16 protein-coding genes are annotated in these 25,580 nt (G+C 34.6%); 8 read left to right on the top strand and 8 right to left on the bottom strand.

All coding sequences use genetic code 11. From position 1 onward, the window contains the following. Positions 1-85: 85 nt before the first annotated feature. The 4 genes from BWZ20_RS13065 (at position 86) to uvrB (ending at position 14,399) form a co-directional block, all read left to right on the top strand. Positions 86-4,921, top strand: a complete 4,836-nt coding sequence (locus BWZ20_RS13065; protein WP_076620581.1) for a T9SS type B sorting domain-containing protein — start codon at positions 86-88, stop codon at positions 4,919-4,921. A 110-nt stretch (positions 4,922-5,031) separates the two neighbouring features. Beyond that, on the top strand, positions 5,032-9,936 hold the full coding sequence (locus BWZ20_RS13060) for a T9SS type B sorting domain-containing protein (RefSeq protein ID WP_076620579.1): 4,905 nt from the start codon (positions 5,032-5,034) through the stop codon (positions 9,934-9,936). A 66-nt stretch (positions 9,937-10,002) separates the two neighbouring features. After that, the gene (locus tag BWZ20_RS13055; protein WP_076620577.1) at positions 10,003-12,357 is read left to right on the top strand and encodes a choice-of-anchor L domain-containing protein; all 2,355 of its coding nucleotides are present in this window, start codon (positions 10,003-10,005) and stop codon (positions 12,355-12,357) included. Between the two features lie 35 nt (positions 12,358-12,392). Then, positions 12,393-14,399 carry an excinuclease ABC subunit UvrB gene (gene uvrB / locus BWZ20_RS13050; RefSeq protein ID WP_076620575.1) on the top strand — a complete coding sequence of 669 codons (2,007 nt, stop codon included), beginning with the start codon at positions 12,393-12,395 and terminating at the stop codon, positions 14,397-14,399. 125 nt (positions 14,400-14,524) lie between these two features. On the opposite strand, the gene BWZ20_RS13045 is transcribed toward uvrB, so the two are convergent. Beyond that, positions 14,525-14,926: a hypothetical protein gene (locus BWZ20_RS13045; protein ID WP_076620572.1), complete on the bottom strand. Its 402-nt coding sequence runs from the start codon at positions 14,924-14,926 to the stop codon at positions 14,525-14,527. Between the two features lie 141 nt (positions 14,927-15,067). On the opposite strand from BWZ20_RS13045, the gene BWZ20_RS13040 reads away from it, so the two are divergent. From BWZ20_RS13040 to BWZ20_RS13030, 3 genes are all read left to right on the top strand, one after another. Further along, positions 15,068-15,880 (top strand): alpha/beta hydrolase, encoded by an 813-nt coding sequence (locus BWZ20_RS13040; RefSeq protein ID WP_076621361.1) that lies wholly within the window; start codon positions 15,068-15,070, stop codon positions 15,878-15,880. A 2-nt stretch (positions 15,881-15,882) separates the two neighbouring features. Further along, on the top strand, positions 15,883-16,125 hold the full coding sequence (locus tag BWZ20_RS13035) for a DUF1456 family protein (RefSeq protein ID WP_076621360.1): 243 nt from the start codon (positions 15,883-15,885) through the stop codon (positions 16,123-16,125). An 85-nt stretch (positions 16,126-16,210) separates the two neighbouring features. Further along, the gene (locus BWZ20_RS13030; protein ID WP_076620570.1) at positions 16,211-16,912 is read left to right on the top strand and encodes a phosphoadenylyl-sulfate reductase; all 702 of its coding nucleotides are present in this window, start codon (positions 16,211-16,213) and stop codon (positions 16,910-16,912) included. Positions 16,913-17,010: 98 nt separating this feature from the next. Here BWZ20_RS13030 and sucC read toward each other — a convergent pair whose 3' ends face one another. Both sucC and BWZ20_RS13020 read right to left on the bottom strand, forming a co-directional pair. Next, positions 17,011-18,201 (bottom strand): ADP-forming succinate--CoA ligase subunit beta, encoded by a 1,191-nt coding sequence (gene sucC, locus BWZ20_RS13025; protein ID WP_076620569.1) that lies wholly within the window; start codon positions 18,199-18,201, stop codon positions 17,011-17,013. 102 nt (positions 18,202-18,303) lie between these two features. Next, positions 18,304-18,966 carry a hypothetical protein gene (locus BWZ20_RS13020; protein ID WP_076620568.1) on the bottom strand — a complete coding sequence of 221 codons (663 nt, stop codon included), beginning with the start codon at positions 18,964-18,966 and terminating at the stop codon, positions 18,304-18,306. Positions 18,967-19,085: 119 nt separating this feature from the next. On the opposite strand from BWZ20_RS13020, the gene lysA reads away from it, so the two are divergent. Continuing rightward, a complete protein-coding gene (gene lysA, locus BWZ20_RS13015; RefSeq protein ID WP_076620566.1) occupies positions 19,086-20,291 on the top strand; it encodes a diaminopimelate decarboxylase in 1,206 nt (401 codons plus the stop codon). Between the two features lie 43 nt (positions 20,292-20,334). Here lysA and BWZ20_RS13010 read toward each other — a convergent pair whose 3' ends face one another. The 5 genes from BWZ20_RS13010 to BWZ20_RS12990 form a co-directional block, all read right to left on the bottom strand. Then, a complete protein-coding gene (locus BWZ20_RS13010) occupies positions 20,335-21,756 on the bottom strand; it encodes a M20/M25/M40 family metallo-hydrolase (RefSeq protein ID WP_076620564.1) in 1,422 nt (473 codons plus the stop codon). Then, positions 21,749-22,627, bottom strand: a complete 879-nt coding sequence (locus tag BWZ20_RS13005) for a PPK2 family polyphosphate kinase (RefSeq protein WP_076620561.1) — start codon at positions 22,625-22,627, stop codon at positions 21,749-21,751. The genes BWZ20_RS13010 and BWZ20_RS13005 overlap by 8 nt, the downstream gene beginning before the upstream one ends. A gap of 11 nt (positions 22,628-22,638) precedes the next feature. Beyond that, complete coding sequence (locus tag BWZ20_RS13000; RefSeq protein WP_076620559.1) at positions 22,639-23,802, bottom strand: sigma-54-dependent transcriptional regulator; 1,164 nt, start codon at positions 23,800-23,802, stop codon at positions 22,639-22,641. Between the two features lie 2 nt (positions 23,803-23,804). After that, complete coding sequence (locus BWZ20_RS12995; RefSeq protein ID WP_083677224.1) at positions 23,805-24,638, bottom strand: DUF6268 family outer membrane beta-barrel protein; 834 nt, start codon at positions 24,636-24,638, stop codon at positions 23,805-23,807. Between the two features lie 63 nt (positions 24,639-24,701). Then, a complete protein-coding gene (locus tag BWZ20_RS12990) occupies positions 24,702-25,580 on the bottom strand; it encodes a mechanosensitive ion channel family protein (RefSeq protein ID WP_076620555.1) in 879 nt (292 codons plus the stop codon).

The following is a 25,580-nucleotide window of genomic DNA, read 5'->3' as shown; positions in this document are numbered from 1 at the left end:
ACACGTATTTTTCGCGCTTATAAGCGTACAATAGGTCAGCCCCAAAAATGACAACACTTTGTACCCAGAAAACTTAACCTAACTTATGGATTGTATTAACCGCTCCCTCCTATTATGCTTTTGCTTATTTTTTTGCTTTTCTTATGGTCAGCAAATCTCGGTAGATAATTCGCTCAGCCCTCAAGATTTAATTGAAAACAATCTCATACAAGGTTGTGTAGAAGTGTCTAATATTAGTTCTCCCTCAAACGGGAGTGTAGCTGGTTTGGGTAGTTTTGGTTATTTTGAAAGGGCAAATTCCAATTTCCCTTTTGAAAACGGAATTGTATTAAGTACAGGTAATGCCAATTCTGCAGGAAATATAGAAAATTCAGCAACCTTAAACGAAGGTAACAGTAGTTGGGGAACTGATGCAGATTTAGAGACTGCTCTTGGCATTACAGGAACTCTTAATGCAACATCTATTGCGTTTAATTTTATCTCTATATCAAATCAAATTCAATTTAATTACATTTTAGCCTCTGAAGAATATTTTGGAAATTTTCCTTGTCAGTACTCAGATGGTTTTGCTTTTTTAATTAGAGAGGCTGGCACTAACAATCCGTATACTAATATTGCTGTGGTACCTGGCACTACTACTCCCGTTAACACAAATACAGTTCATGATGAAATTGTTGGATTTTGCGAAGCTTCTAATGAAGCATATTTTGAAGGTTATAGTCTTGGTGATACAAATTACAACGGTAGAACCACAGTATTGTCTGCAACTGCCGCTATACAACCCAATGTAGAATATCAAATAAAATTAATTATTGCAGACCAAACTGATGAAAACTATGATTCTGCAGTTTTTATACAAGGTAATAGTTTTAATGCTTCAGTAGATTTAGGTGAAGATTTTTCAACCTGCGCAAGTGAAGTTACTTTAGATGGAGATATAGGCAACCCACAAGCAACATATAGTTGGTACTTTAATGATGTTTTAATTCCTGGTGCGAACCAAACTAATTTTAATGCAAGCGTTACAGGTAACTATCGCGTTGAAATAGAAATTCCTCTCTCTGGCAGCACTTGCGTTATTGAGGATGATATTAACCTTACTTTAAGTTCCACACAATCTTCAGATCCTATTTCGGACTTTGAAATTTGTGATGACATAAGTAATGATGGTACAGCACTCTTTGATTTATCGACTAAAGATGCTGAAGTTTTAGCGTCTGTTCCTCCTTCAAATTATACTATAACATACCATTATTCTAATATTGAAGCACAGAATGGTATTAATGGCATTAATGGTGTAATTCAAAATACAATAAATCCACAAGTAATATATGTAAGAATTGAAGATAATAATGACGGTTGCTTGGCTTTTTCAAACTTTAATCTTATTGTTAATTCATTACCTAACATCAATAATCCTTCTCCATTAGAAGTTTGCGATGACCAAGTTGTTGATGGATTTACAACCATAGATCTAAATATAAAAAATGATGAAATCACTAACGGTCTTACTAATCTTATAGTTACCTATCACAGTACACTTTCAGACGCAGCTAGTGGTACTAATCCTCTACCGATGCCATATGTAAATACTAGCAGTAACGAACAAGTTTTTGTAAGTGTTAGAGATGAGTTTACGGGTTGTATAAGCACTACATCTTTAGATATTACGGTTTTAGACAATCCGGTTATAAATACAGAAGATCATTTCATAGATGCGTGTGATGCAGACCATGATGGTTTTGCTAATTTCGATTTAACGAGCATAATACCTGATGTCTTACAAGGTTTAACAGATGTTACTGTCACCTTTCATGAAACAAATGATGATGCTTTAATAGGAATTAACCCAATAGCAGACGACACTAACTACACAAATATTACCTCTGAAGAACAGACTGTGTATATAAGGGTTGAAAGTAACACCTCAGGCTGTGCTTCTGTAACACCAATTGAAATACATACCAACTTACTATTAACAGCTACAGATATTGATGATATTTCACGCTGTGACATCGATAACGATGGAGTTGAGGAGTTTAGTTTTTCTTCAATTGCAACACGTATTATAAATGATTTACCATCAGAGTTTGGCATTTCTGTTGCATTCTACTTAACTGAAGATGATAGAGATAACCAAGTAAATGCATTAGACCAATCAGTACCTTTTGTACCAACGAGTAATCCACAAACCATTTATTTAGGATTGTCTAGTGCTACATGCTACGATATAGAACAAATAGATCTTATCCTTATTCCTGTATATGAGTTTGAAAATATTATCAGCCAAACCGTTTGTGATGAAGATCAGGATGGTTTTACAACAACCGACTTATCGCAATTTGACACTCAAGTCACCGACGCCTTAGATGGATTTAGTGTCTCCTACTTTTTAACAGAGCAAGACGCTAGAAACAATACCAACGTACTACCAAATTTTTATACCAACACAACAAATCCTTTTACTGTTTATCCTAGAATAACTTCTGACGAAACAGGTTGTTCTGATGTTAACTTTTTTGAGATTACAGTTTTAGAAGCTCCTGTTACTTCTGCACCTAGTGATATTGTTATTTGTGATGATGATCAAGACGGTTTATTTACTATTAATCTGTTAGACGTTATCCCAGAGGTAGTAAGTAGTACAAATGAAAGACAAATCACTTTCTATAATAACCAAGCAGATGCTGACATTGGTAGCAATGCCATAACCAGTGAAAGTAGTTATAATGCACAAACTGAAAGTATTTATATCAGAGTAGAAAACACAACTACTGGTTGCCATGCTACAGAAGTACTAAACATTATAGTTAACACCTTACCTGTATTTACTGCGATAGAAAATTATAAAATCTGTGAGGATAGTAGCGACGGATTTGCCGATTTCATTTTTAATACTAAGGATGCAGAAATTTTAAATGGACAAACTGGCAAAGAAGTCTTATACTACTTAAGCCAAGAAGATGCAGATAACAGAACAAATGCCATTAATAAAGATGTAGCTTACCAAAACACCTCAACTCCACAAACTATTTTTGTGAGAGTAGAAAACATTTCAGACCAAGATTGTTATGGCACTACAAGCTTTATTATAGAAGTAGGAACAAACCCTCTTTTTAATGAACCTGCAGATTGGTTTGTGTGTGATGACATCTCTAACGATGGCTTAGAAACCTTCGATTTATCAACTAAAATCGCAGAAATATCAAATGGTATTTCAGACAACTTAATTGTAACGTTTTATACCTCATTAAATAATGCTGAAAATAGCATCGACCCATTACCTCTTGAGTATACTAATACAGTAAATCCTCAGACTATTTTTGCTCAAATTGATAATGGCACAATATGTAGCGCTATTACGTCTTTTGAACTCAATGTAATACAAGTGCCAGATGTTAATCCTTCTGTACCTTTAGTTGCATGCGACACCAATTATGATGGATTTACAGAGTTTGATTTAACCAATGCTGAATTTGATATTTTAGATGTGAGGCAAGATGATATTGAGATTACTTATTTTGAAAACTATGAAGATGCCGAAACTAACAGTAACGTAATTTCAAATCCTGAAGCTTACACAAATACAAGTAATCCGCAAACTGTTTATATTAAAATAAATAATACAATATCAAATTGTTATGTATTGGTTCCTATAGATTTAAGTGTAAATATGCCTCCTGTTATAAATGATTTTCAATCTTATGACATATGCGAAAATGAGGATAATAGTTTCGACTTAACCGAAATTAACGAGGTTATTATGGACGAAAGTTTTAACGTCCTCTTTAGCTACCACACTACAGAAGCTGACGCATTAGCCAACGCAAATGCATTAAACACAAATTACACCTACTCTACCAATAGCGATACACTTTTTGCACGTGCTGAATTCAGTACTACACATTGTTCTACCGTGTACGAATTTAATCTTAATGTAAATCCGCTGCCCATTGCCAACCAACCCACTGATTTAGAAGCTTGTGATGATGATTTTGATGGTTTATTAGACTTTGATTTAACACAACAAAATACTGAAATATTAGGTACACAAAACCCTTCTAATTTCACAATAACTTACCATAATTCTAATGATGATGCCAACAGTAATTTATCTGCAGTAGATACAGACTATATGGCTTTTGATTCTGAAATCATATACGCAAGAGTAGAAAACAATGCAACAGGATGTTATTCAGTAACACAATTTTCCGTTATTATTCATCCTTTACCAGCAATAGATATTGAAGATCAGGTGATTTGTTTAGACAACCTGCCATTAATTGTTTCGGCTAACACTAATAACCCAACAGACCAATACATATGGTCTACTGGCGAAACCACCTCAGAAATTGAAATTACGGAAATTGGCACCTATTGGGTGACCGTAACCACTGAATTTGGTTGTGAAAACACAAGAGTATTTAGTGTGGCAGAATCTGAAGCTGCAACCATAGAAGCAACAGAGGTTATCGATTTTTCAGATCCTAATAATATTACAGTAACCATAAGCGGTATTGGAGATTACTTGTATCAATTAGACGATGGCGAACCTCAAGAATCAAACTTTTTTGATAATGTAGGCATGGGCTACCATACCATAACTATTATAGATTTAAATGGTTGCTCAGAAGTAACGAGAGATATTTTGGTAATTGACATCCCAAAACATATGTCACCAAATGGAGATGGCCTTTATGACACGTGGCATATCGTTGGTGTAGAAACACTTCCCGGAACGATTATTCATATTTTTGATCGTTATGGTAAACACCTAACAACTTTAACACACGATAGTCCAGGTTGGGATGGCACATTAAATGGACACAACCTACCGGCTAGTGATTATTGGTTTGTTGCCAATGTAGTAAGAGGAAGCCAATCTTTTGAAGTAAAAGGTCATTTTGCTATACGTCGTTAATTTTTTGGTTATATCAAATTATTCTATAAAAAAGGTATAAAATAGAGCATTTTCCTATCTTTGGTTTTGTGAGTAGAAGCCTATGGCTTATGTACTCTTAAAAATTAGCTATGTTAAGGAATAGTCTATTTACTTTTCTTTTGGTATTGTTAGCTATAAATTATTTGTTTCCTCAAAAAATTATTACTGACAATACACTAACACCGCAACAACTTATCCAAAATTTGGTTGGCGAAGATTGCGCTACTGCTAATACCATATCATCACCTTACAATGGCACTGTAAATAATATTATTAGTTATGGAAATTTTGAGAGAGGCAACTCTAACTTTCCACTAGAGAATGGCATCATATTATCTACTGGAAGTATAACAAAAGCTGGAAATTCCGTCATAACCGAAAACCTTAGCGATGGAGATATAAATTGGGAAACAGACCCTGATGTATTAAATATTCTTGGTATTGATGAGACTCTTAATGCGACATCTATTCAGTTTAATTTTAGTACAGCCAACAACTTTGTTGCTTTTAAATATGTTTTCGCCTCCGACGAATACCAACAAGACTACCCTTGTAATTTTAGAGATGTATTTGGTATTTTAATAAGACCTGCTGGTAGTGCAGATCCTTTTGTTAACATAGCGTTGGTACCAGAGACAACTACAGAGATAAGCACCAATACAATTCACCCAAATATTAATGGCTTTTGCGAAGCCATTAACGAAGACTATTTTCAAGGTTATAATTTGCCAAGCACTAACTACAGTGGCCAAAGTGTTGTATTAACTGCCAATGCAGACGTCACACCAAATGAAGTCTACGAAATTAAATTTGTAATTGCAGACCATATCGATCAACGTTTCGACTCTGCCGTTTTTATTGAAGCCGAAGGTTTTGGCGGTGCCGTAGATCTTGGACCAGATCAGGAGATTTGTGGTAATGACTTTATTACATTAGATGCTGACATTAACAATCCATCTGCATTGTATTCGTGGTTTTTAAACGATAATATAATCGCAGGCGAAAACGATTCAACCCTAATGGCAAATGACCAAGGCACATATCGTGTTGAGATAGAACTTCCGCTCGCTGGTGGCAATTGCATTCTGTCAGATACTATACAATTAGAAGTTATCCCGTTTCAGCCGGCTGCTCCTATAGAAGATATTTTAGTCTGTGACACTACAGATCCAATAGGTGTTTCAGACTTCGATTTTCAGACGTTAAAAAATGACGAAATTCTATCGCAATTACCATCAAACAACTACCTAATTACATACCACCTCTCACAAAATGACGCACAAGAAAATATAAATTCAATAACTGGGATCTATGAAAATACCGAAACCACTGAAACTATCTTTGTAAGGATAGAAAGTCTAGACGGTAGTTGCCTGCAGGTTGGAAGTTTCAATATCCAAATTGAGGAGGCACCAACCACACAAAATTATGATTTAGAAGTTTGCATAGACCAAATTGCAGATCCAGGAATAATTGACATTAACCAACTTAGAAGTATTCTTGCAGATAATAATCTAGATAGAGATATTAGATTTTTCTTATCTGACGAAGATGCCATAAATTTAGAAAACGAAATTTTTGATTTTCCTGATTTTAGTAACCAACCACCTTTTGTAGTAGCCAGGATATCGCTAGACTCTCAGCCTGAGAGTTGTTTCTCATTAGCCTATTTAAACTTTATATACATAGGCCCACCTCCTTTATTTACAGATCGCCTAATTTTAGATGCCTGTACAGATCCTAACTATGAGGAGTTTAATGGGACAACCCTTTTAACTTACGACAATGTTCCGGTGACTTTTGATATTGAAAGTTATTTTGAACTGATAGAAACGTCAATCTTTCCAGGATCTAGTGTAAGAACTTTAGAGTTATATGGCTTAGGTAACCCTAGATCGTGGACCCTTACCAACTCACCATCATTCACCTTTAGACTTGGAATATCTTTTGAAAACGGTAACTGCTTTTCTGAAATTGAACTCGAAGTCCACAAAAATTACCTATACAACGTTATTGGTGAAGAAAAAGACATTAATAGATGCGATGATAATTCTAACGATGGTATTGTAACTTTTAATTTTGATGAGATAAGATCTGAAATTATAGACGGCTTATCGCCAGAGTATACACCTAATTTATTTATAGAGTACTACAACTCCGAAGACGATAGAGCAGCTGAGATTAATGAAATTAATCAAACTGATAATATTACTGTAAACAGTTCCGAAACTCTATATATAAAAGTATATTATGAAGTTAATGGTATAGAAAGTTGCTCTATTGATGCCCAAATAAATCTCAACGTTGAAGAAGCCTTAGATCTACCAGATTTCAATATTGATTACTGCGGAAACACTGATCCCGTTAATAATACTACGAATATAATTTTAGAATCTGTAGCCAGTGAAATTAGAAACGAAATCCTAGACAACTCAAACTCTATAGTAGCTGTAGATTTCTTTACCACTCAAGATGATGCACTTAATGCAGAAAACACATTAATAAATAACTTTAACCTTAACGAAGGACAAACATTATTTACAAGGGTTACAAATGCCTTTACAGGTTGCTTTGATATCGCAGAGGTAACTCTTAATATCACTGCAGCTCTAGAAGCTTCTAATCCAGATTCAATTATCATTTGCGATACTGACCAAAACCTTATAGAAACCGTAAATCTAAATACTGCCCTGGAGCAATTTCCAAATAATACAGATATTAGTTATTCGTTCTACGAATCATTTAATGATGCTATTAATGAAAATCATGATTTTTTAGCCATAGACAATCCCAATGCCTATATAACATCAAGTAAAGAACTATTTATTAGAGCAGATATAGAATCCGAAAATTGTTTCAGTATTTTTAATTTTGATGTTTTAATCTATGCAGATCCACAACTAAATCAGCTACCCACTGTGGTAAACTGTGAAACAGATCCAAGCATTCCTTCTAATTTTGTTTTTGAAACTACCGACGCTCAAATCATAGGCAACCAAATTGGCATGCAAGTCCTCTATTATGAAACCGAAAACGATGCTATAAACAGAGAAAATAACATAGACAAAACTATTCCTTATCAAAACACCTCAAATCCTCAAATCATATACGTTAGACTAGAAAATGAATCTGGCAATAGCTGTTACAAAGTCGCACCTATGCAGATTGAAGTACGAGAGACACCAGATTACAACACACCCTCCGATATTTTTGAGTGCGATATAAATAATACTGGCTTTGCCACCACAGACTTAAGCAATACTATTGAAGAAATAGAACTTGGTAGTACCACAGAATTAAACATTTCTTTTCACGCAACACCGCTCAATGCAGAACTTGGCACAAACGCTATTTCTTTAAATTATACGGTAACAAGCAATCCTCAAACAATATATGCAAAAATTGAAAATGCAAACTCTGGTTGTTACAACGTTGAGAGCTTTAATATTAATACACTTTCCTTACCAGAAGTTATATTTGGACAATCCTTAGTAGCTTGTGGTAATAATTTTAATACCTCTGTAGAATGGGATTTAACCGCTATCGAACTCGATATTTTAGATGGGAGGCAATTTAATATCGACTTTACCTATTTTACGTCTGAAGCTGATGCACAAACCAACGTTAATGCTATTGCCAACCCGACTGCATATATAAATACTAGTAGTCCAGAAACCGTATATGCCAGAGTGCGTAATGCCACTACTGAATGTTTTTCTGTTGTTCCGTTTGAGCTAATTATCAATGCACCACCAATAATTAATGAGTTTGGTGTTTACAATGTCTGTGAAAATAATAGTAACACTATAGACTTGCACAACATCGATTTACTCTTGGTAGATAATACCTTCAACATTTTAATTAGCTATTACCAAACTATAGACGATGCCGAAAATGACAATAATGCCTTAAATACAGATTATGTATACACAAACAATACCGAAGACCTAGTTGCAAGAGTAGAATATACCACCACAGGTTGCTATGTTATTTATCCTTTTGAACTACATGTAAATACAATTCCTATTGCCAATCAGCCAGACAGTATAATTGCATGTGATGATGATTTTGATGGACAGTTAACCGTTGATTTATCTCAGCAGAATACTCTTATTCTCAACGGGCAAAACCCTGATGAATTCTCAATAAATTATTATGAATCTGAAGAAGATGCTATTGCAAACAATAATATGATATCCCTACAATACCTCGCTTCAAACAATGACGTCATTTTCGCAAGGCTCGAAAATAATATAACTGGTTGTTTTGATATAACTCAGTTTACAGTTATTATCAATAACAAACCTATAGTAGACATCCAAGACCAAGTGCTTTGTCTCAATGATTTGCCTTTAGTCGTCTCTGCGGAAACTAACAATCCTCTTGATGGTTATGAGTGGTCTACGAATGAAACCAGTTCCTCAATTGAGATTACATCTATTGGATCCTATTCGGTAACTGTTACCAATGAATTTGGGTGCCAAACCACATCTACATTTTCTGTCTCAGAATCTAACTCTGCAGAAATTGAAGTAGTAGAAACCGTTAATTTTGCAGACCCTAATAATATTGTAGTTACTGTAATTGGTATTGGTAATTATCTATATCAATTAAACGACCAGCCTTTTCAAAGCTCAGGAATATTCTATAATGTACCTATTGGCTACAATACCGTAACAATTGTAGATCAAAATGGCTGTGCACAGATTACCAGAGAAGTATTAGTCATTGATACTCCAAAACACCTGTCGCCCAATGGTGATGGCCAATATGATACTTGGCACATTACTGGTGTAGAAACGCTTCCAGGCACAATCATCTATATTTTCGATAGATATGGGAAACTTCTAAAAACACTTTTACACACATCTCCAGGCTGGGACGGAACTTATAATGGAAGTGCCATGCCTGCTGGAGATTATTGGTATATAGCTAAAGTGAGACAAGACAACATGTCTTTTGATGTAAAAGGGCATTTTGCTTTAAGGCGATAGTTATAATCTACACTTAACACTTTTTAATACTTTCTATGCGTATCTTTGCACTCCCTAAAAATTGAGATGAAGAAAATATTAAGATTTGTTGTTTTTTTTATAGCACTCTATAGCTACGCACAGAATATTGTGGTAGATAGCCAAACCTATACTCCACAACAGCTTATAGAAGATATATTAATAGACAGTAATTGTATTACAAATATCAATGTCACTAATGTTGTGGGTGGCGATTTTGGTGGAAATGATCAAAGCTATGGCTATTTTGATGCTTCTGGCACAAATTTTCCTTTTGAAACTGGCATAGTAATGAGCACTGGTCGATTATCTAATGTTCCTGGCCCAAATAATAATTTAAGTGATGATGATGCACCAAATTGGGCTGGCGATCTCGATTTAGAAAACACCCTAAACGAAAGTAACACCTTTAATGCCACAATACTAGAATTTGATTTTACAGCCGTAGCATCACAAGTAAGCTTTCGTTATTTATTTGCTTCAGAAGAATATCAAGAAAACAACCCAAACAGTTGTGAGTTTTCCGACCTATTTGGGTTTTTAATTCGCCCAACTACTGGGCAAAACCAATACGAAAATATTGCATTGGTGCCAGATACTAATACACCTGTAAAAGCAACAACGGTAACTCCGGGTGTTCCTGGGTCTTGTCCACCTCAAAACGAATTTTACTTTGGCGCATACAATGGCAATAATGCACCAATAAATTTTAACGGTCAAACAGCAGTCTTAACCGCAACCGCAAATGTGATCCCTAATCAGTCCTACCATGTAAAGCTGGTTATTGCAGACGAGCAAAACTATCGTTACGATTCGGCTGTGTTTCTAGAGGCAGGCAGTTTTCAACTTTCTACAGATTTAGGTCCAAACAGACTCATTGCAACAGGCAATGCGCTTTGCGAAGGCGAAACTTTAGAGCTAAACGCTAACAATCCTTCTTTAAGTTCCTATAGTTGGTATAGAAATGGTGTTTTACAAGAAACCACACCAAACTGTTTTAACTGCGGATTTTTTACTGTAACCGAACCAGGTACATATAATGTTGAAGTTACCATATTAGATGACTGTATATCCTATGGAGACATTATTGTAGAATACGCTCCTCTTCCTCTTGGTCAAGATGCTGTTTTAACAGAATGTGATATAGATACTGATGGATTAACAACCTATAATCTTTTTGATGCCACTAACGATTTAACAAACAATGACAGTAATCTCGTTATATCAGATTTTTATCTCTCAGAACAAAATGCCAGAGACAACACTAATCCAATAAGTAATCCAGCAAATTTCCAGAATAGTTTACCCTTTCAAACTGTGTATGCACGCATTATCAATGCTGCCAATTGTTTTTCTATTGCCAGTTTAGAATTACAAACCACAAACACCATAATATCAATTCCAGATTTGGGAGCTTGTGATGGTATAGACATGGATGGTTTTGCCACATTTACCTTAAACAATATTGAAGCTTCCATTATCGCTCAAATTCCTACAGGTTCTCAAGTAACATATTATGAAACACTTGAAAATGCTTTAAGCGAAAGCAATGCTTTACCAAACAATTACACCAACATAGCAGCCGATACACAAACCATTTTTGTGAAAATTAAAAACGATAATCAGTGTTTCAGCATTTCAACAGTAAATCTTAATGTACTTTACACTCCTGTCTTAGAAGAAGATGAAACTTTAATTTACTGTACAAATACATTTCCTGAAACCATTACAATTAATGGAGGTGTTCTTAATGACTTACCAAACAACTACTATTACGAATGGTACTTTAATGGTGCATTGACAGATGTTGGCACCTCATTTAATGACATCAATGAAGCAGGAAACTATACCGTAATTGTAACCGATCCTAACGGTTGTTCTTCAAGCCGAACAATAACTGTAAGCGCATCAGAAACAGCTATTATTGAGAGTATTTCTATTGAAGGTATTTCGCCAAATAATACCATTACCGTCAATGTTACTGGGCAAGGCTTTTACGATTATGCCCTTGATGATATTAATGGTCTTTACCAAGAGAGCAATGTATTTACTAACATTCCTGAAGGAGAACATACCATTTATATAAATGACAGGAATGGTTGTGGTATCATTGAAGAAATCATAACAATCGTTGGCATCCCTAAATTCTTTACACCAAACGGAGATGATGTTAACGACACATGGCAAATTGTAGGTACAAATACTGATCTCAACCAAATTGAAAGCTTACTGATTTTTGATCGCTTCGGAAAAATAATGCTACAATCGTATTCTGGCAGTTTTAGTTGGGACGGAAATTATAAAGGCAATCCTATGCCATCAAGCGATTATTGGTATATCGTAAAATTTAGGCAAGACACTTCAAACTACGAAATTAAAGGTCACTTTGCTTTAAAACGTTAATTGATTGCTGACAATCTTTATCGTAAATTTGTGCTATGCGCTTTAAGATAGAATCAGAATTTAAACCTACAGGAGACCAACCTCAAGCTATAAAACAATTGGCTGGTGGCATCACACAAGGTGAACGCTACCAAACCTTACTTGGAGTAACGGGATCTGGTAAAACATTTACCGTTGCCAATGTCATTGAAGAAGTCCAACGACCAACCTTAGTATTGGCACACAACAAAACCTTGGCTGCACAGTTGTACTCTGAGTTCAAACAGTTTTTCCCAAATAATGCTGTTGAATATTTTGTGTCTTATTACGACTATTACCAACCAGAGGCTTACATTCCTGTTTCTGGTGTTTATATAGAAAAAGACCTATCTATAAACGAGGAAATCGAGAAGATGCGATTGAGCACAACCTCTTCTCTACTTTCTGGGCGTCGCGACGTACTTGTTGTTGCATCAGTATCTTGTTTATATGGTATTGGTAATCCTGTTGAATTTCAAAAAAACGTAATTACACTAGAGCGTGATCAGGTCATTTCCAGAACAAAACTTTTACATCAGTTAGTTCAAAGTTTATACTCGCGTACCGAAGCAGACTTTAAAAACGGAAACTTTAGAATTAAAGGTGATACTGTAGATATCTTTCCTGGATATTCAGACAACGCTTTCAGAATTCATTTTTTTGGTGATGAAATTGAAGAAATTGAAGCTTTTGACCCCTATTCTAATGAGGTAATTGAGCGCTATGACAGATTAAACATTTATCCTGCAAACATGTTTGTAACCTCTCCAGATGTGCTACAGAACGCAATTAGAGACATACAAGATGATTTGGTAAAACAGCACGATTATTTTAAAGATATTGGGAAACATCTGGAAGCTAAACGTCTTAAAGAACGTACTGAGTTTGACCTTGAGATGATCCGTGAGCTAGGCTACTGCTCTGGTATTGAAAATTATTCGAGATACTTAGATGGAAGAGCACCAGGTACAAGACCGTTCTGTTTGCTTGACTATTTTCCAGATGATTATTTAATGGTTGTAGACGAAAGCCATGTTACCATTTCTCAAGTACATGCCATGTATGGTGGAGATAGAAGTCGTAAAGAAAATTTGGTAGAATATGGTTTTAGATTGCCTGCTGCCATGGATAACAGACCATTAAAATTTGAAGAATTTGAAGCGTTGCAAAATCAGGTGATTTATGTTTCTGCAACACCAGCAGACTATGAAATGCAAAAAACAGATGGAGTTTACGTTGAGCAAGTTATTAGACCAACTGGCCTATTAGATCCTATTATTGAGGTACGACCAAGTTTAAATCAGATTGATGATTTAATCGAAGAAATACAAGACCGTGTAGAAAAAGACGAACGCACTTTAGTCACCACACTCACCAAACGTATGGCAGAAGAATTGGTAAAATACCTAACACGTATTGCCATTCGCTGTCGCTACATTCACAGTGATGTAGATACGCTAGAGCGTGTAGAGATTATGCAAGATTTACGCAAAGGTTTGTTTGATGTTTTGGTTGGTGTAAACTTACTACGTGAAGGTTTAGACTTACCTGAAGTATCATTAGTGGCTATTTTAGATGCAGATAAGGAAGGATTTTTACGTTCTAACCGGTCTCTAACTCAAACTGTTGGTAGAGCTGCTAGAAACTTAAATGGAAAAGCAATAATGTATGCCGACACCATAACGCAAAGTATGCAAAAGACTATAGACGAAACCAACTACAGGCGCGAAAAACAAATTGCATACAACACGGCAAACAACATTACTCCAAAAGCATTAAATAAAAGTCTAGATAGTGCTTTAGCTAAAAATTCTGTAAGTACATACAAAACAGAACTCGATGCTAAATTGGCCGCAGAACCGGAAAGCGAATACCTGACAAAATCACAACTCGAAAAGAAAATCAGAGAAAAGCGTAAGCAAATGGAACAAGCTGCTAAAGCTTTAGACTTTATGGAAGCAGCGCGCTTTAGAGATGAAATTACAGCCTATCAAGAAAAGTTAGAAAAACTGAAGGTGAAGTGATTAGTCAAACTTACAAACGGCTTAACCAAATAAACGCATCAACAAATCACCAAATAAACATTTCAACTATTTAACAATTAAACAGTTACACCCATCAACGAATAAACCTATCAAGGACTAAACATCTAATTATACTGAACCTTAAATATATCAATTAAAAAATCTGGTGGAACTATTTTATTAGGAAAACTATCCATTAAATCTAAAACTCTGTTTATAGACTCATGGCTCAAGCCCATACGTAACCCAAAATTATGGATTTTAGTTAACTGCTTAGGAGACATTTTGTGGTCTAGATTCATTAATAAGACCAATCTATGAAATTGAACAATGCGTTCGCTATGCGTTTTAAGATGTACATAAGTTACAGGATGCTCAAAAAGATATTCAAAATCTTCTTTAGAAATATCTAATTGCTTAGCTATGCTAAACAAGAAATTATATTCAATGGTTTTTATATTTTCATCTGTCTGAGCAAATGCAATCATCTCAGAAAGCAGACTCAATTTTTCAGCACGGTTGATCATTTATTGAGGGGATTAATTAATAGTGTAAAGTTACACAGGTACATTATTTTATTGTCGTTGATATAATGTATCTTGTCGAAAAATTAAATGTACTTAGTCGGTATTTTTAAACTTTTGTCAAGCTCTAAAGCCTATAATAGCATGCGTTTCAACCATTTTTTTATATTTTTTTGTCTACTAATTTGTTTTAAAATTAATGCGCAAAGTACTGCTTCTAAACAGGTTACAACTTTTACAATTGCTGCACCTCAACTCGATACTCTAAAAACCATTTGGGTGTATTTACCCAAGAATTACGAAAATTCTGAAAAAGCCTATCCTGTCATTTATATGCACGATGCTCAAAATTTATTTGATGATGAAACCTCTTATGTTGGCGAATGGAAAATAGATGAGTACCTAGATACTCTTTCTAAAAACGAAAGTATAATTATTGGAATTGAACACGGCAATGCAAAACGTATTGATGAGTTAACGCCTTATAAACACGAAAAATATGGTGGTGGACAAGGAGACGCTTACATTACGTTTATAAAAAATACATTAAAGCCACACGTAGATGTTACTTACCGCACAAAAACAGAAGCCGAAAATACAACTATCTTTGGGTCTTCACTTGGCGGATTAATATCCTTTTATGCAGCAATAAAATATCCTGAGACCTTTGGTAAAGCAGGTGTTTTTTCACCTTCCTTTTGGTTTAGTGAAAAAATTTATGAATTGGTAGAAACTACAGAAATATTACCAACTTCAAAATTCTATTTTTTAGTTGGAGACAGCGAAAGTGATACTATGGTACCAGATCTAAACAGAATGATAGAATTATTAAAGTCTAAAGGTGTTAAGAATAATCAAATTGAAAATCTTATTATAAAAGATGGTCAACACAATGAGAAATTATGGTCTATAAATTTTGCAGCGGCTTATAATTGGCTATTCTCAGAAACAAACTAAATATGACAAACAACGATATATTTAAAAAACTAAGAGTTGCTCACAAACTCAGAGACGAAGACATAGTGAAAATTCTAGAGCTCGTAGATTTTAGAATTTCTAAAAGTGAGCTTAATGCTTTTTTTAGACGCGAAGATCATCCAAAGTATATGGAATGTGGTGACCAGATTCTAAGAAATTTTCTAAATGGATTAATTATTCATTTAAGAGGTCCAATGCCAAAACCACAAAAAAAGAAAGGATAAATTATCAACTTCGCAAAAATAAGCCATTGATTTTTTTGTTTTAAACCAAGCCTATATATTTAAAATATAAAAGTTGATAAATAGCATGTTTGAAACCTCTTCAAATTACACTCCTTTGTTAGATATTTCTGCAGAGGAAATAAAAGCATTTAATAAAAAATACAAACCCTTATCTGCACAAGAACGTATAAAGCAATTATACATAGATTTTGATATTGCAGATATAATGCTTACCAGTTCTTTCGCTGCAACGTCGGCATTTTTATTAAAGTTGGTTTCAGATATTAACAATAAACAAGAAGTGTTTTTTATTGATACAGGCTATCATTTTGAAGACACCTTAAAATACAAAACTACTTTAGAAAAAGAGTACAATCTCAACGTTACTTCTATTTCTGCAATTAAAGAAGAACACGAGTTTACAACCAAAGATGAAACCTGGAAAAAAAATCCTGATTTCTGTTGTTCAATCAATAAAGTTCAACCTTTGGAAAAAATAAAGAAAGATTATAAAGTTTGGATTTCTGGTTTAATGGAATGGCAAAGTGACCATAGAGCAACCTTAGATATCTTTGAAGAACGTGGCAATATTTTAAAGTTTTATCCGCTTTTAGATGTAACTAAAGAAGAGCGAGATGCTTTTATAGAGGAGCACAACCTTCCTTTCCATCCTTTAGTGGCTAAAGGCTATCACTCTATTGGTTGTAAACATTGTACAGTTCCGGGAGAAGACAGAAGTGGCCGTTGGAACAACAACCCTAAAACCGAATGCGGATTGCACTTATAGAATAAAAAATACGTTATCTAAAAGTAATTGTTTTAATTTTTATCATAAAAAAAGCGCCTTATTTAAGGCGCTTTTTCAATTCTATATTTATTCTTTTCTTAAGAAAGAACTTCTTGTACTTTATCAGCAGCTTCTTGGAATTCCGTAGCACTTAGTACATCTAAACCAGAGTTGTCAATTAAGTCTTTAGCAATATCTGCATTGGTACCTTGTAAACGTACAATAATTGGTACGTTAATGTTACCCATGTTTTTATATGCATCTATTACACCTTGTGCAACACGGTCACAACGTACAATACCACCAAAAATGTTAATTAAGATTGCTTTTACGTTTGGATCTTTTAAAATGATTTTAAAAGCAGCTTCCACTCTAGCAGCATCTGCTGTACCACCAACATCCAAGAAGTTAGCTGGCTCACCACCTGCTTGCTTAATTAAATCCATTGTAGCCATTGCTAAACCAGCACCATTTACCATACAACCAACATTACCATCTAAGTCTACATAGTTAAGTCCTAATTCGCCTGCTTCTACCTCAATTGGGTTTTCTTCACGCTTATCGCGTAATTCGGCCAAATCTTTATGTCTGTATAATGCATTAGCATCTAAAGTTACTTTAGAGTCTACTGCCATAATTTTATCATCACTTGTTTTTAAAACAGGATTGATTTCAAATAAAGAGGCATCAGACTTTACGTATGCAGTGTAAAGCGACGTTACAAACTTTGTCATTTCTTTAAATGCAACACCTGATAATCCTAAATTAAAAGCTACACGACGTGCCTGAAATGGTAAAAGACCTAAAGCAGGATCTATTTCTTCCGTGAAGATTAAGTGAGGTGTTTTCTCTGCAACTTCCTCGATATCCATACCTCCTTCAGTAGAATACATAATCATGTTTTTACCGCTACCTCTATTTAAAAGTACAGACATGTAGTATTCTTCTGGTTCATTATCGCCTGGATAGTACACATCTTCAGCAACTAAAACCTGATGTACTTTTTTACCTTCTGCAGAGGTTTGTGGTGTTACCAAATTCATTCCGATGATTTGACCAGCAAGATCTTTAACCTCATCTAGATTTTTGGCAAGTTTAACACCACCACCTTTTCCACGTCCACCAGCATGAACCTGAGCTTTAATAACATGCCAACCTGTTCCTGTTTCTTCAGTTAATTTCTTAGCTGCTTCTACAGCCTCATCAGCAGTTTGAGCCACAATGCCGCGTTGAATGCGTACTCCAAAGCTGTTTAGTAATTCTTTTCCTTGATATTCGTGTAAATTCATGTGTGATCTGAAATTAATTCGTTGCACAAAAATACATATACGCTTAGTTTAAACCAATAATTTTTGGGTTGAATTTTCAAACCTTGTATTTGACTGAAAACTTTACTTTTTATTCAGGTTTTTTATAATAGAAAATGCACTATCTACATAGGCATCTTCAACGACAATTGTAAATTCATTGGTTGTAGAAATCACTTCGTATAAGGCCACATTTTGCCATGCCAAACGCTTTAAAATTTGATAATACAAACCTGCAACAGTCGTATTGCTTTTTGGTAAGGTGAGACTAATTGCAGATAAATTTTCTTTTACAGCAATGCATTCTTCGTTCTTAAAACTTTCACGTACCGAAGATTTTTCAGAACTCGAAATAATAATATTACTTTCTTGAATACCTCTTGTAAATGTGTAAAAAATATTACTCTTATTCTTAATTTTTGTAAGGATTGCGGCCTGACTATCTATTAAGGTATTTGAATTTTTATAGGTAAAGTCGCTTAAATTAGAGCGTAGCGTAATATCTCCTAACTGACCTAGTAAAGCATCTAACTTGTAGTATGGTTTACTAACCGCTAAACGATCTCTAAAGCGTCGCAAGGCCATCATAATCGCACCAGTTTTTACTGGTTTTCCTAGTTGCTTAGACACTTCATCTTGCAAGGCTTCTGCTAGTGCTGAATAATTAATAATTTCTTTTGCCAGACCTTCTTCTAAAAAAGGTTGTTCTAATACAATGCTTTCTACGCAAGAGGCAATAGTCTTCACGCTTTTATGAATTAAAATTGTTAATTATTTAACTTATTGTGTAAAATTAGTAAATATTCAACAATAAATTCTATTATAACTTATCTAACTCTATGTTTGTGCTCTTATTAAAAAAATTAATGGACAACAATTCGTTATTACAAATTGCTAAAGAATACGGAAGCCCAGTTTATGTATATGATGCTGAGAAAATTACAGCACAATACAAGCGCTTAACCAAAGCTTTTAATTCCGTAAACAACTTAAGGATTAACTATGCCGTGAAAGCTCTTTCTAACATATCTGTACTGAAACTATTTAATAGCATGGGTTCTGGATTGGATACAGTTTCTATTCAAGAAGTACAACTTGGTCTTAAAGCAGGTTTTAAACCTGAAGATATAATTTATACTCCTAACGGAGTTTCGCTAGAAGAGATTGAAAATGTTGCTGAATTAGGTGTTCAAATTAATATCGATAACCTTTCTATTTTAGAACAATTTGGCTCTAAACACCCAAAAATCCCAGTTTGTATAAGAATTAATCCACATGTTATGGCTGGTGGTAATACCAACATTTCTGTAGGTCATATAGATAGTAAATTTGGGATTTCAATTCATCAAATTCCTTTACTGCTTCGTATTGTTGAAAATACAAACATGACCATAAACGGTATACACATGCATACAGGTAGTGATATTTTAGATATTGATGTGTTTTTGTATGCCAGTGAGATTTTGTTTGAAACTGCAAAGAATTTTAAAAACCTTGAATTTATTGACTTCGGTTCTGGTTTTAAAGTGCCTTACAAAAAAGGAGATATAGAAACCAATATTGAAGAACTTGGCAAAAAATTGTCTAAACGCTTTAATCTCTTTTGCAAAGATTATGGCAAAGAACTCACACTAGCTTTTGAGCCTGGTAAATTCTTGGTAAGTGAAGCTGGTGTGTTTTTAGCAAAAGTAAATGTTGTAAAACAAACCACATCTACAGTTTTTGCTCAGATAGATTCTGGTTTCAATCATTTGATAAGACCAATGCTTTATGGATCGCAACATGAAATCGTAAACATTTCTAACCCAAAAGGTAGAGAACGTTTTTACTCTGTTGTAGGCTACATCTGCGAAACTGACACTTTTGCCAATAACAGAAGAATTTCGGAAATAAACGAAGGAGATATTTTGTGTTTTAAAAATGCTGGTGCCTATTGTTTTACCATGTCTAGTAACTACAACTCACGCTACCGACCTGCTGAAGTTTTAATATATAAAGGCAAACCTCAACTTATACGACAACGAGAAACCTTTGAGGACATCTTAAGAAATCAACTTGAAATTGCTATGTAAAAGTTGATAAGCGTTGCTAATTGTAACGCTTTTTAATTTTAAATTAATCCTTAATATCATTCGCTTTTAAAGACGTCTCTACACCATACTTATCTACTAAATAGATAAGAGCTGTCATTGTTGCGGCACCTAATTCGAGTTCGCGCTTATTCACATGTTCAAAGGTATCATTGGCTGCATGATGATGATCAAAATAACGTTGCGAGTCTGGTCTTAAGCCAGCTAACAAAATACCATTATTCTTTAATGGGCTAATGTCCGCACCACTATACCCTTTTTCAAAATAATGGATTAAATACGGTTTAAAAAGCGGTCTCCAAGTATCAATCTTTTGAAGCATTAGATCACTACCATCAAAACTAAAACCTCTTGGTGTAAAACCACCAGCATCACTCTCTAGAGCAAAAACATGCTTTTCACCTTTTGCTTTTGCAACTTCTGCATATTTACGTCCTCCACGCAATCCATTTTCTTCATTCATAAAAAGCACAACCCTAATACTTCGTCTTGGTTTAATGCCACTCTCTTTCAACAAACGCAACACATCCATAGACTGAACAACTCCTGCTCCATCATCGTGTGCACCATCACCTAAATCCCATGAGTCTAAATGACCGCCAACTACAATATATTCGTTAGGAAATTCGCTTCCTGTAATTTCTCCAATGACATTATAAGACTCTACATCATCAAACTGTTGGCAACTCATCTCAAAAAAGAATTCTAAGTCCCTATTCGCTTTTAACGCTTGGCTGAGTTTTACCGCATCATTAGTACTTATGGCTGCAGAAGGAATGCGTTTTTCTATAGGTAAGTCTCCATAACTCATGCTGCCCGTATGTGGATAATCGTCTTGTCTAGAACTTAATGAACGGACAATCGTGCCAACAGCACCATATTTTGAAGCTTCAGCTGCGCCTCGGTAACGTTCCACAGAACAGCCTCCATAGGCTTCAAACGTATTGATTAAATCTGGTTGAAGCGCTCTATTAATAAATACAATTTTACCTTTAATCTTATCTTCACCTAAGCTTTCTAAGTCTTTAAAGCTACTAATTTCTATAACCTTTGCTTTTAGACCATTTTCAGGAGTTGCTATAGAACCACCTAATGCGCAAATATTAACTTTATTAAATTCATTGTTAGAAACAAAGTAAGCCATTTCCTTTTCTCCTCTCACCCATTTAGGTACCATTACAGGTTGTAGCCATACTTTATCTAAGCCAAGTTTTTCTAACTCTTGTTTAGTGTATTGCACTGCGAGTTCTGCGTTGGTTGAGCCAGATAAACGACCTCCAATAGTATTAGACAAATAATCTAGCCATTCATAACTTTTTCCGTTGGTTAAAGATGTTTTATAAACAGCCTTCAATACTGATTCGTCTGATTGCGCAGAAACGCAAAACGAACTTAACATAATACCTAATACAATGATCTTTAATTGAATATTTAGGATTCTATTCATTTTCTAATTCTTGCTTGTATAAACCAATATTTGCTTTCTCTTTTTCTGGTAATTCTGGTTCTTTAATATCGGTATACGTTTTTAATGTATCGTACAAAATCTTAGCTACTATATACCTTGCTGTTGGTTTATCGTCTGCCGGAATATTAAACCAAGGAGCATGAGGCTTAGAACTTCGGTTTAACACATCTTCATAGCAGGCTTGATATTTATCCCAAAGCTTACGTTCTTTGAGATCATCTGCAGAAAACTTCCATTGTTTGTCTGGTCTATTAAGACGTCTTAACAATCTGTTTTTTTGTTCTTCTTTAGAAAGGTTTAAAAAGAATTTGAAAATAATTGTTCCATTATCTGAAATATGTTTTTCAAAATTATTGATTTCCTCAAAACGTCTAGTCCAGAAGGCCTCATTTACGTCTTTAATACTCTTAATGCCTGGCATATTTTCATATTTAAGATAATTAGGATGCACTCGGGTTACTAAAACATTCTCATAGTGTGTCCGATTGAAGATTCCAAACTTACCTCTTGCAGGAAGCGCAATATAATGTCTCCAAAGATAATCGTGTTTTAGTTCTAATTCTGTTGGCTTCTTAAAACTGTGAGCTACAATTCCTCTTACATTAAACTCTTTAAACACTTCACGAATCAAACTATCCTTACCTGCCGTGTCCATACCTTGAATACAAAATAACACAGCATATTTACCGTGAGCATACATGGCGTTTTGGATATCTGCCAAGTCCTTACTAACCGCTCGCATAGCTTCCTTAATGTCCTTTTTATCTGCACCAAGATCATAGGTTGTTGGTAAGTCTTTGATATTAATTTGCGACTGTATTTTAAAATCGCCAATGTTAATTTTTTTCATGTCTTAGTGTTTTACTTTGAAGCAAACGCTTTTACATCTGCTTCACTAACTTCTTTACCTCCTAAAATAATTAACCTTTCTACAACATTTCTTAACTCGCGGATGTTTCCCGTCCAATCATAATTTTGAAGTAGTTTTATAGCCTTATCTGAAAATGATTTTTGGGTATTTCCTTGTTCTTCAGAAATTTTATTAGAAAAGTAATCTACTAATAAAGGAATATCCTCTCGCCTATCGTTAAGCGCTGGTACTTCAATTAAAATCACTGCCAGTCTGTGGTACAAATCCTCTCTAAACTTTCCATCAGCAATTTCTTTCTTTAAATCTTTATTTGTTGCGGCAACGACTCTTACGTTTACCTTAATATCCTTATCACTACCAACGCGTTGAATTCTGCTTTCTTGCAAAGCACGTAATACTTTAGCTTGCGCAGAGAGACTCATATCCCCAATTTCATCAAGGAAAATAGTACCTCCATTTGCTGCTTCAAATTTACCAGCTCTATCTTTATTTGCTGAAGTAAATGCTCCTTTTACGTGACCAAATAACTCGCTCTCTATAAGCTCACTTGGTATAGCAGCACAATTTACTTCAATCATAGGTCCTTTTGAGCGGTCGCTTTTTTGGTGTAACCAATGCGCCACCAATTCTTTACCTGTACCGTTTGGTCCTGTTATTAAAACACGAGCATCTGTAGGTGCCACTTTATCTATCATGTCTTTGATGCGAGCTATAGCATCACTCTCACCTATCATCTCGTAGTTTTTGCTAACTTTTTTCTTTAGTCGCTTATTTTCTACAACAAGTTCTTTTCGGTCGAGAGCTATGCGCACGGTATTTAATAATCGATTTAAATCTGGTGGTTTTGAGATATAATCAAAGGCACCCAAACGCATTGTATTTACTGCTGTGTCTAAATCTCCATGACCAGAAATCATAACCATTGGTGTTTCGGGTTTCATTTTCTTAACTGCCTCAAGCACTTCAACTCCATCCATCTTTGGCATTTTAATGTCGCATAATACCAAATCAAAATCATCTTTTTTAATTTTTTCAATACCAACTAGGCCATCTTCGGCTTCTTCAACTTGATAGTTGTCATTTTCTTCAGAAAGTATTTTTACTAACACTCTACGGATTGAAGCTTCATCTTCGATTATTAATATTTTAGGCATATTTATATTTTAAATTTTAATCCTGTTCTAAGATAAAAGGTATTGACATCATTTAACTTAAAAATCTCACCTCTTTCTTCGTTTCTTAAGGCATTATTTAACCTGAACGTGTAACCTGTGTAAATATACGCCACCACATGTTTAGTAAACAAATACTCGTACCCAAGGCCACCAACAGCTAAAGATAATGATATATTATCTACTTGTTTGCCGTTAACTTGTTGTGGACGTTGTAAGTGCGCAAAATATCCGTCTAACGTTACAAATGTTTGAAGCATATTTTTTTCATTAAAAAAATATTTGAGATTAGATTTAGGTATACCAGCATTGAACGACCACTTTTCGTTAACTCGTCTGTAATAGCTTATAAAGGGTAATGGAATAGGCAAACCTGTGGTGGCATTGTAGGTAAGACCTAAGACCAAGCGATAGGGTTTTTTAGCTGTTTCGTCCTTTGTTCTATCATTTATTGCAAACACACCACCGTTAAGAAAAAAGTCTTCGGAAGTTAGCTTTTCTGTTAAGGTAGAAGCAATCCTAGGATTAAATTTTAAGCCTAAACGCCATTTAGTACTAGATTTAAAGGTGTAACCAATGTTAACATCAATAATGTTTATAGTTTCTAGTAAGGCTGTATCAAAAGGATAATCGTCTTCTAAATTAAGTATAATTCTATTATACTCAGCTCCCAAAACCAAATAACAATCTTTACTGGTTTCTATAGGATAATTAAATAAAGCCCTAAGTCTTGTGTATTGATCTTCGGACTTATTATTTGGTATAAAAGAATACTCCAGACGCGCTAAGTCCGTAAGTTGTGCTTTAACAGAATGCATACAACACAGTACAACAAAGGCGAGTATTGTATAACATTTTTTAAAGCGTGAAATCATATAATTTTATTTCTTTTGTATAATGTGAATGTCGCGTTGTGGAAATGGAATTGTGACATTATTTTCTCTAAAAAGCCTATCAATCTCAAAACGGATATCACTTTTTGGAAACGTTGCTTTAAAGCTATCGTTTAGCGTAAATACCAATTTAAAATTTAATGAACTATCTCCAAAATTCATAAACAAAACAACTGGCTCTGGTTCTGGAATGACATCTGGATGCGTGCTTGCCGCTTGTAATAGTAATTTCTTTACCAACTGTACATCACTGCCATAGGCAACACCAACATCTACACTCTCTCGAGTTAATGTACCATTCTGGGTCCAATTGTAAAGTGAATTGGTTAAATATAGATGATTTGGTATTACCAGCACCTTATTATCAATAGTAACTGCTCTGGTTGTTCTTAATTTAATTTCTTCAACCCTGCCAACTTTACCATCTATTTCTATAATATCGCCAACATGAACAGACTGATCTATTAGAATAAAAACTCCCGAAAATATATCTTGAAACAACGTTTGTAAAGCCAAACCAACACCTATGAGCAGAGCTGCCGAGGCTGCAAATACCGCTGTTACATTTACACCAACAGAATGCAATGTAATAAGAAGTATGATGATATAGATTAGCCACCTAAAGTAGCCATAAACAACATTAAATTTTCCCTTATCGGCTTCTGGTAGATTTCTGGTAATAACCCTAAGTAATACTTTTAAAACTACAGTAGTAATTACAATGGCTGTAATTACAATGAGCATATCTAAAATCGAAATACTAATTTCTTTGCTAAAATCTATATGCAGACCAAGAAATTCTTTAATATTCTCCCACACGGTACTATCTGTTATTTTTTCTTCTATACCTTTAATATCTTGAGTCAT

The sequence above is a fragment of the Winogradskyella sp. J14-2 genome, assembly GCF_001971725.1.
Classification (GTDB): domain Bacteria; phylum Bacteroidota; class Bacteroidia; order Flavobacteriales; family Flavobacteriaceae; genus Winogradskyella.
The sequence above is the reverse complement of the archived record's forward strand: the minus strand, read 5'-3'. Positions and strand labels throughout refer to the sequence as shown.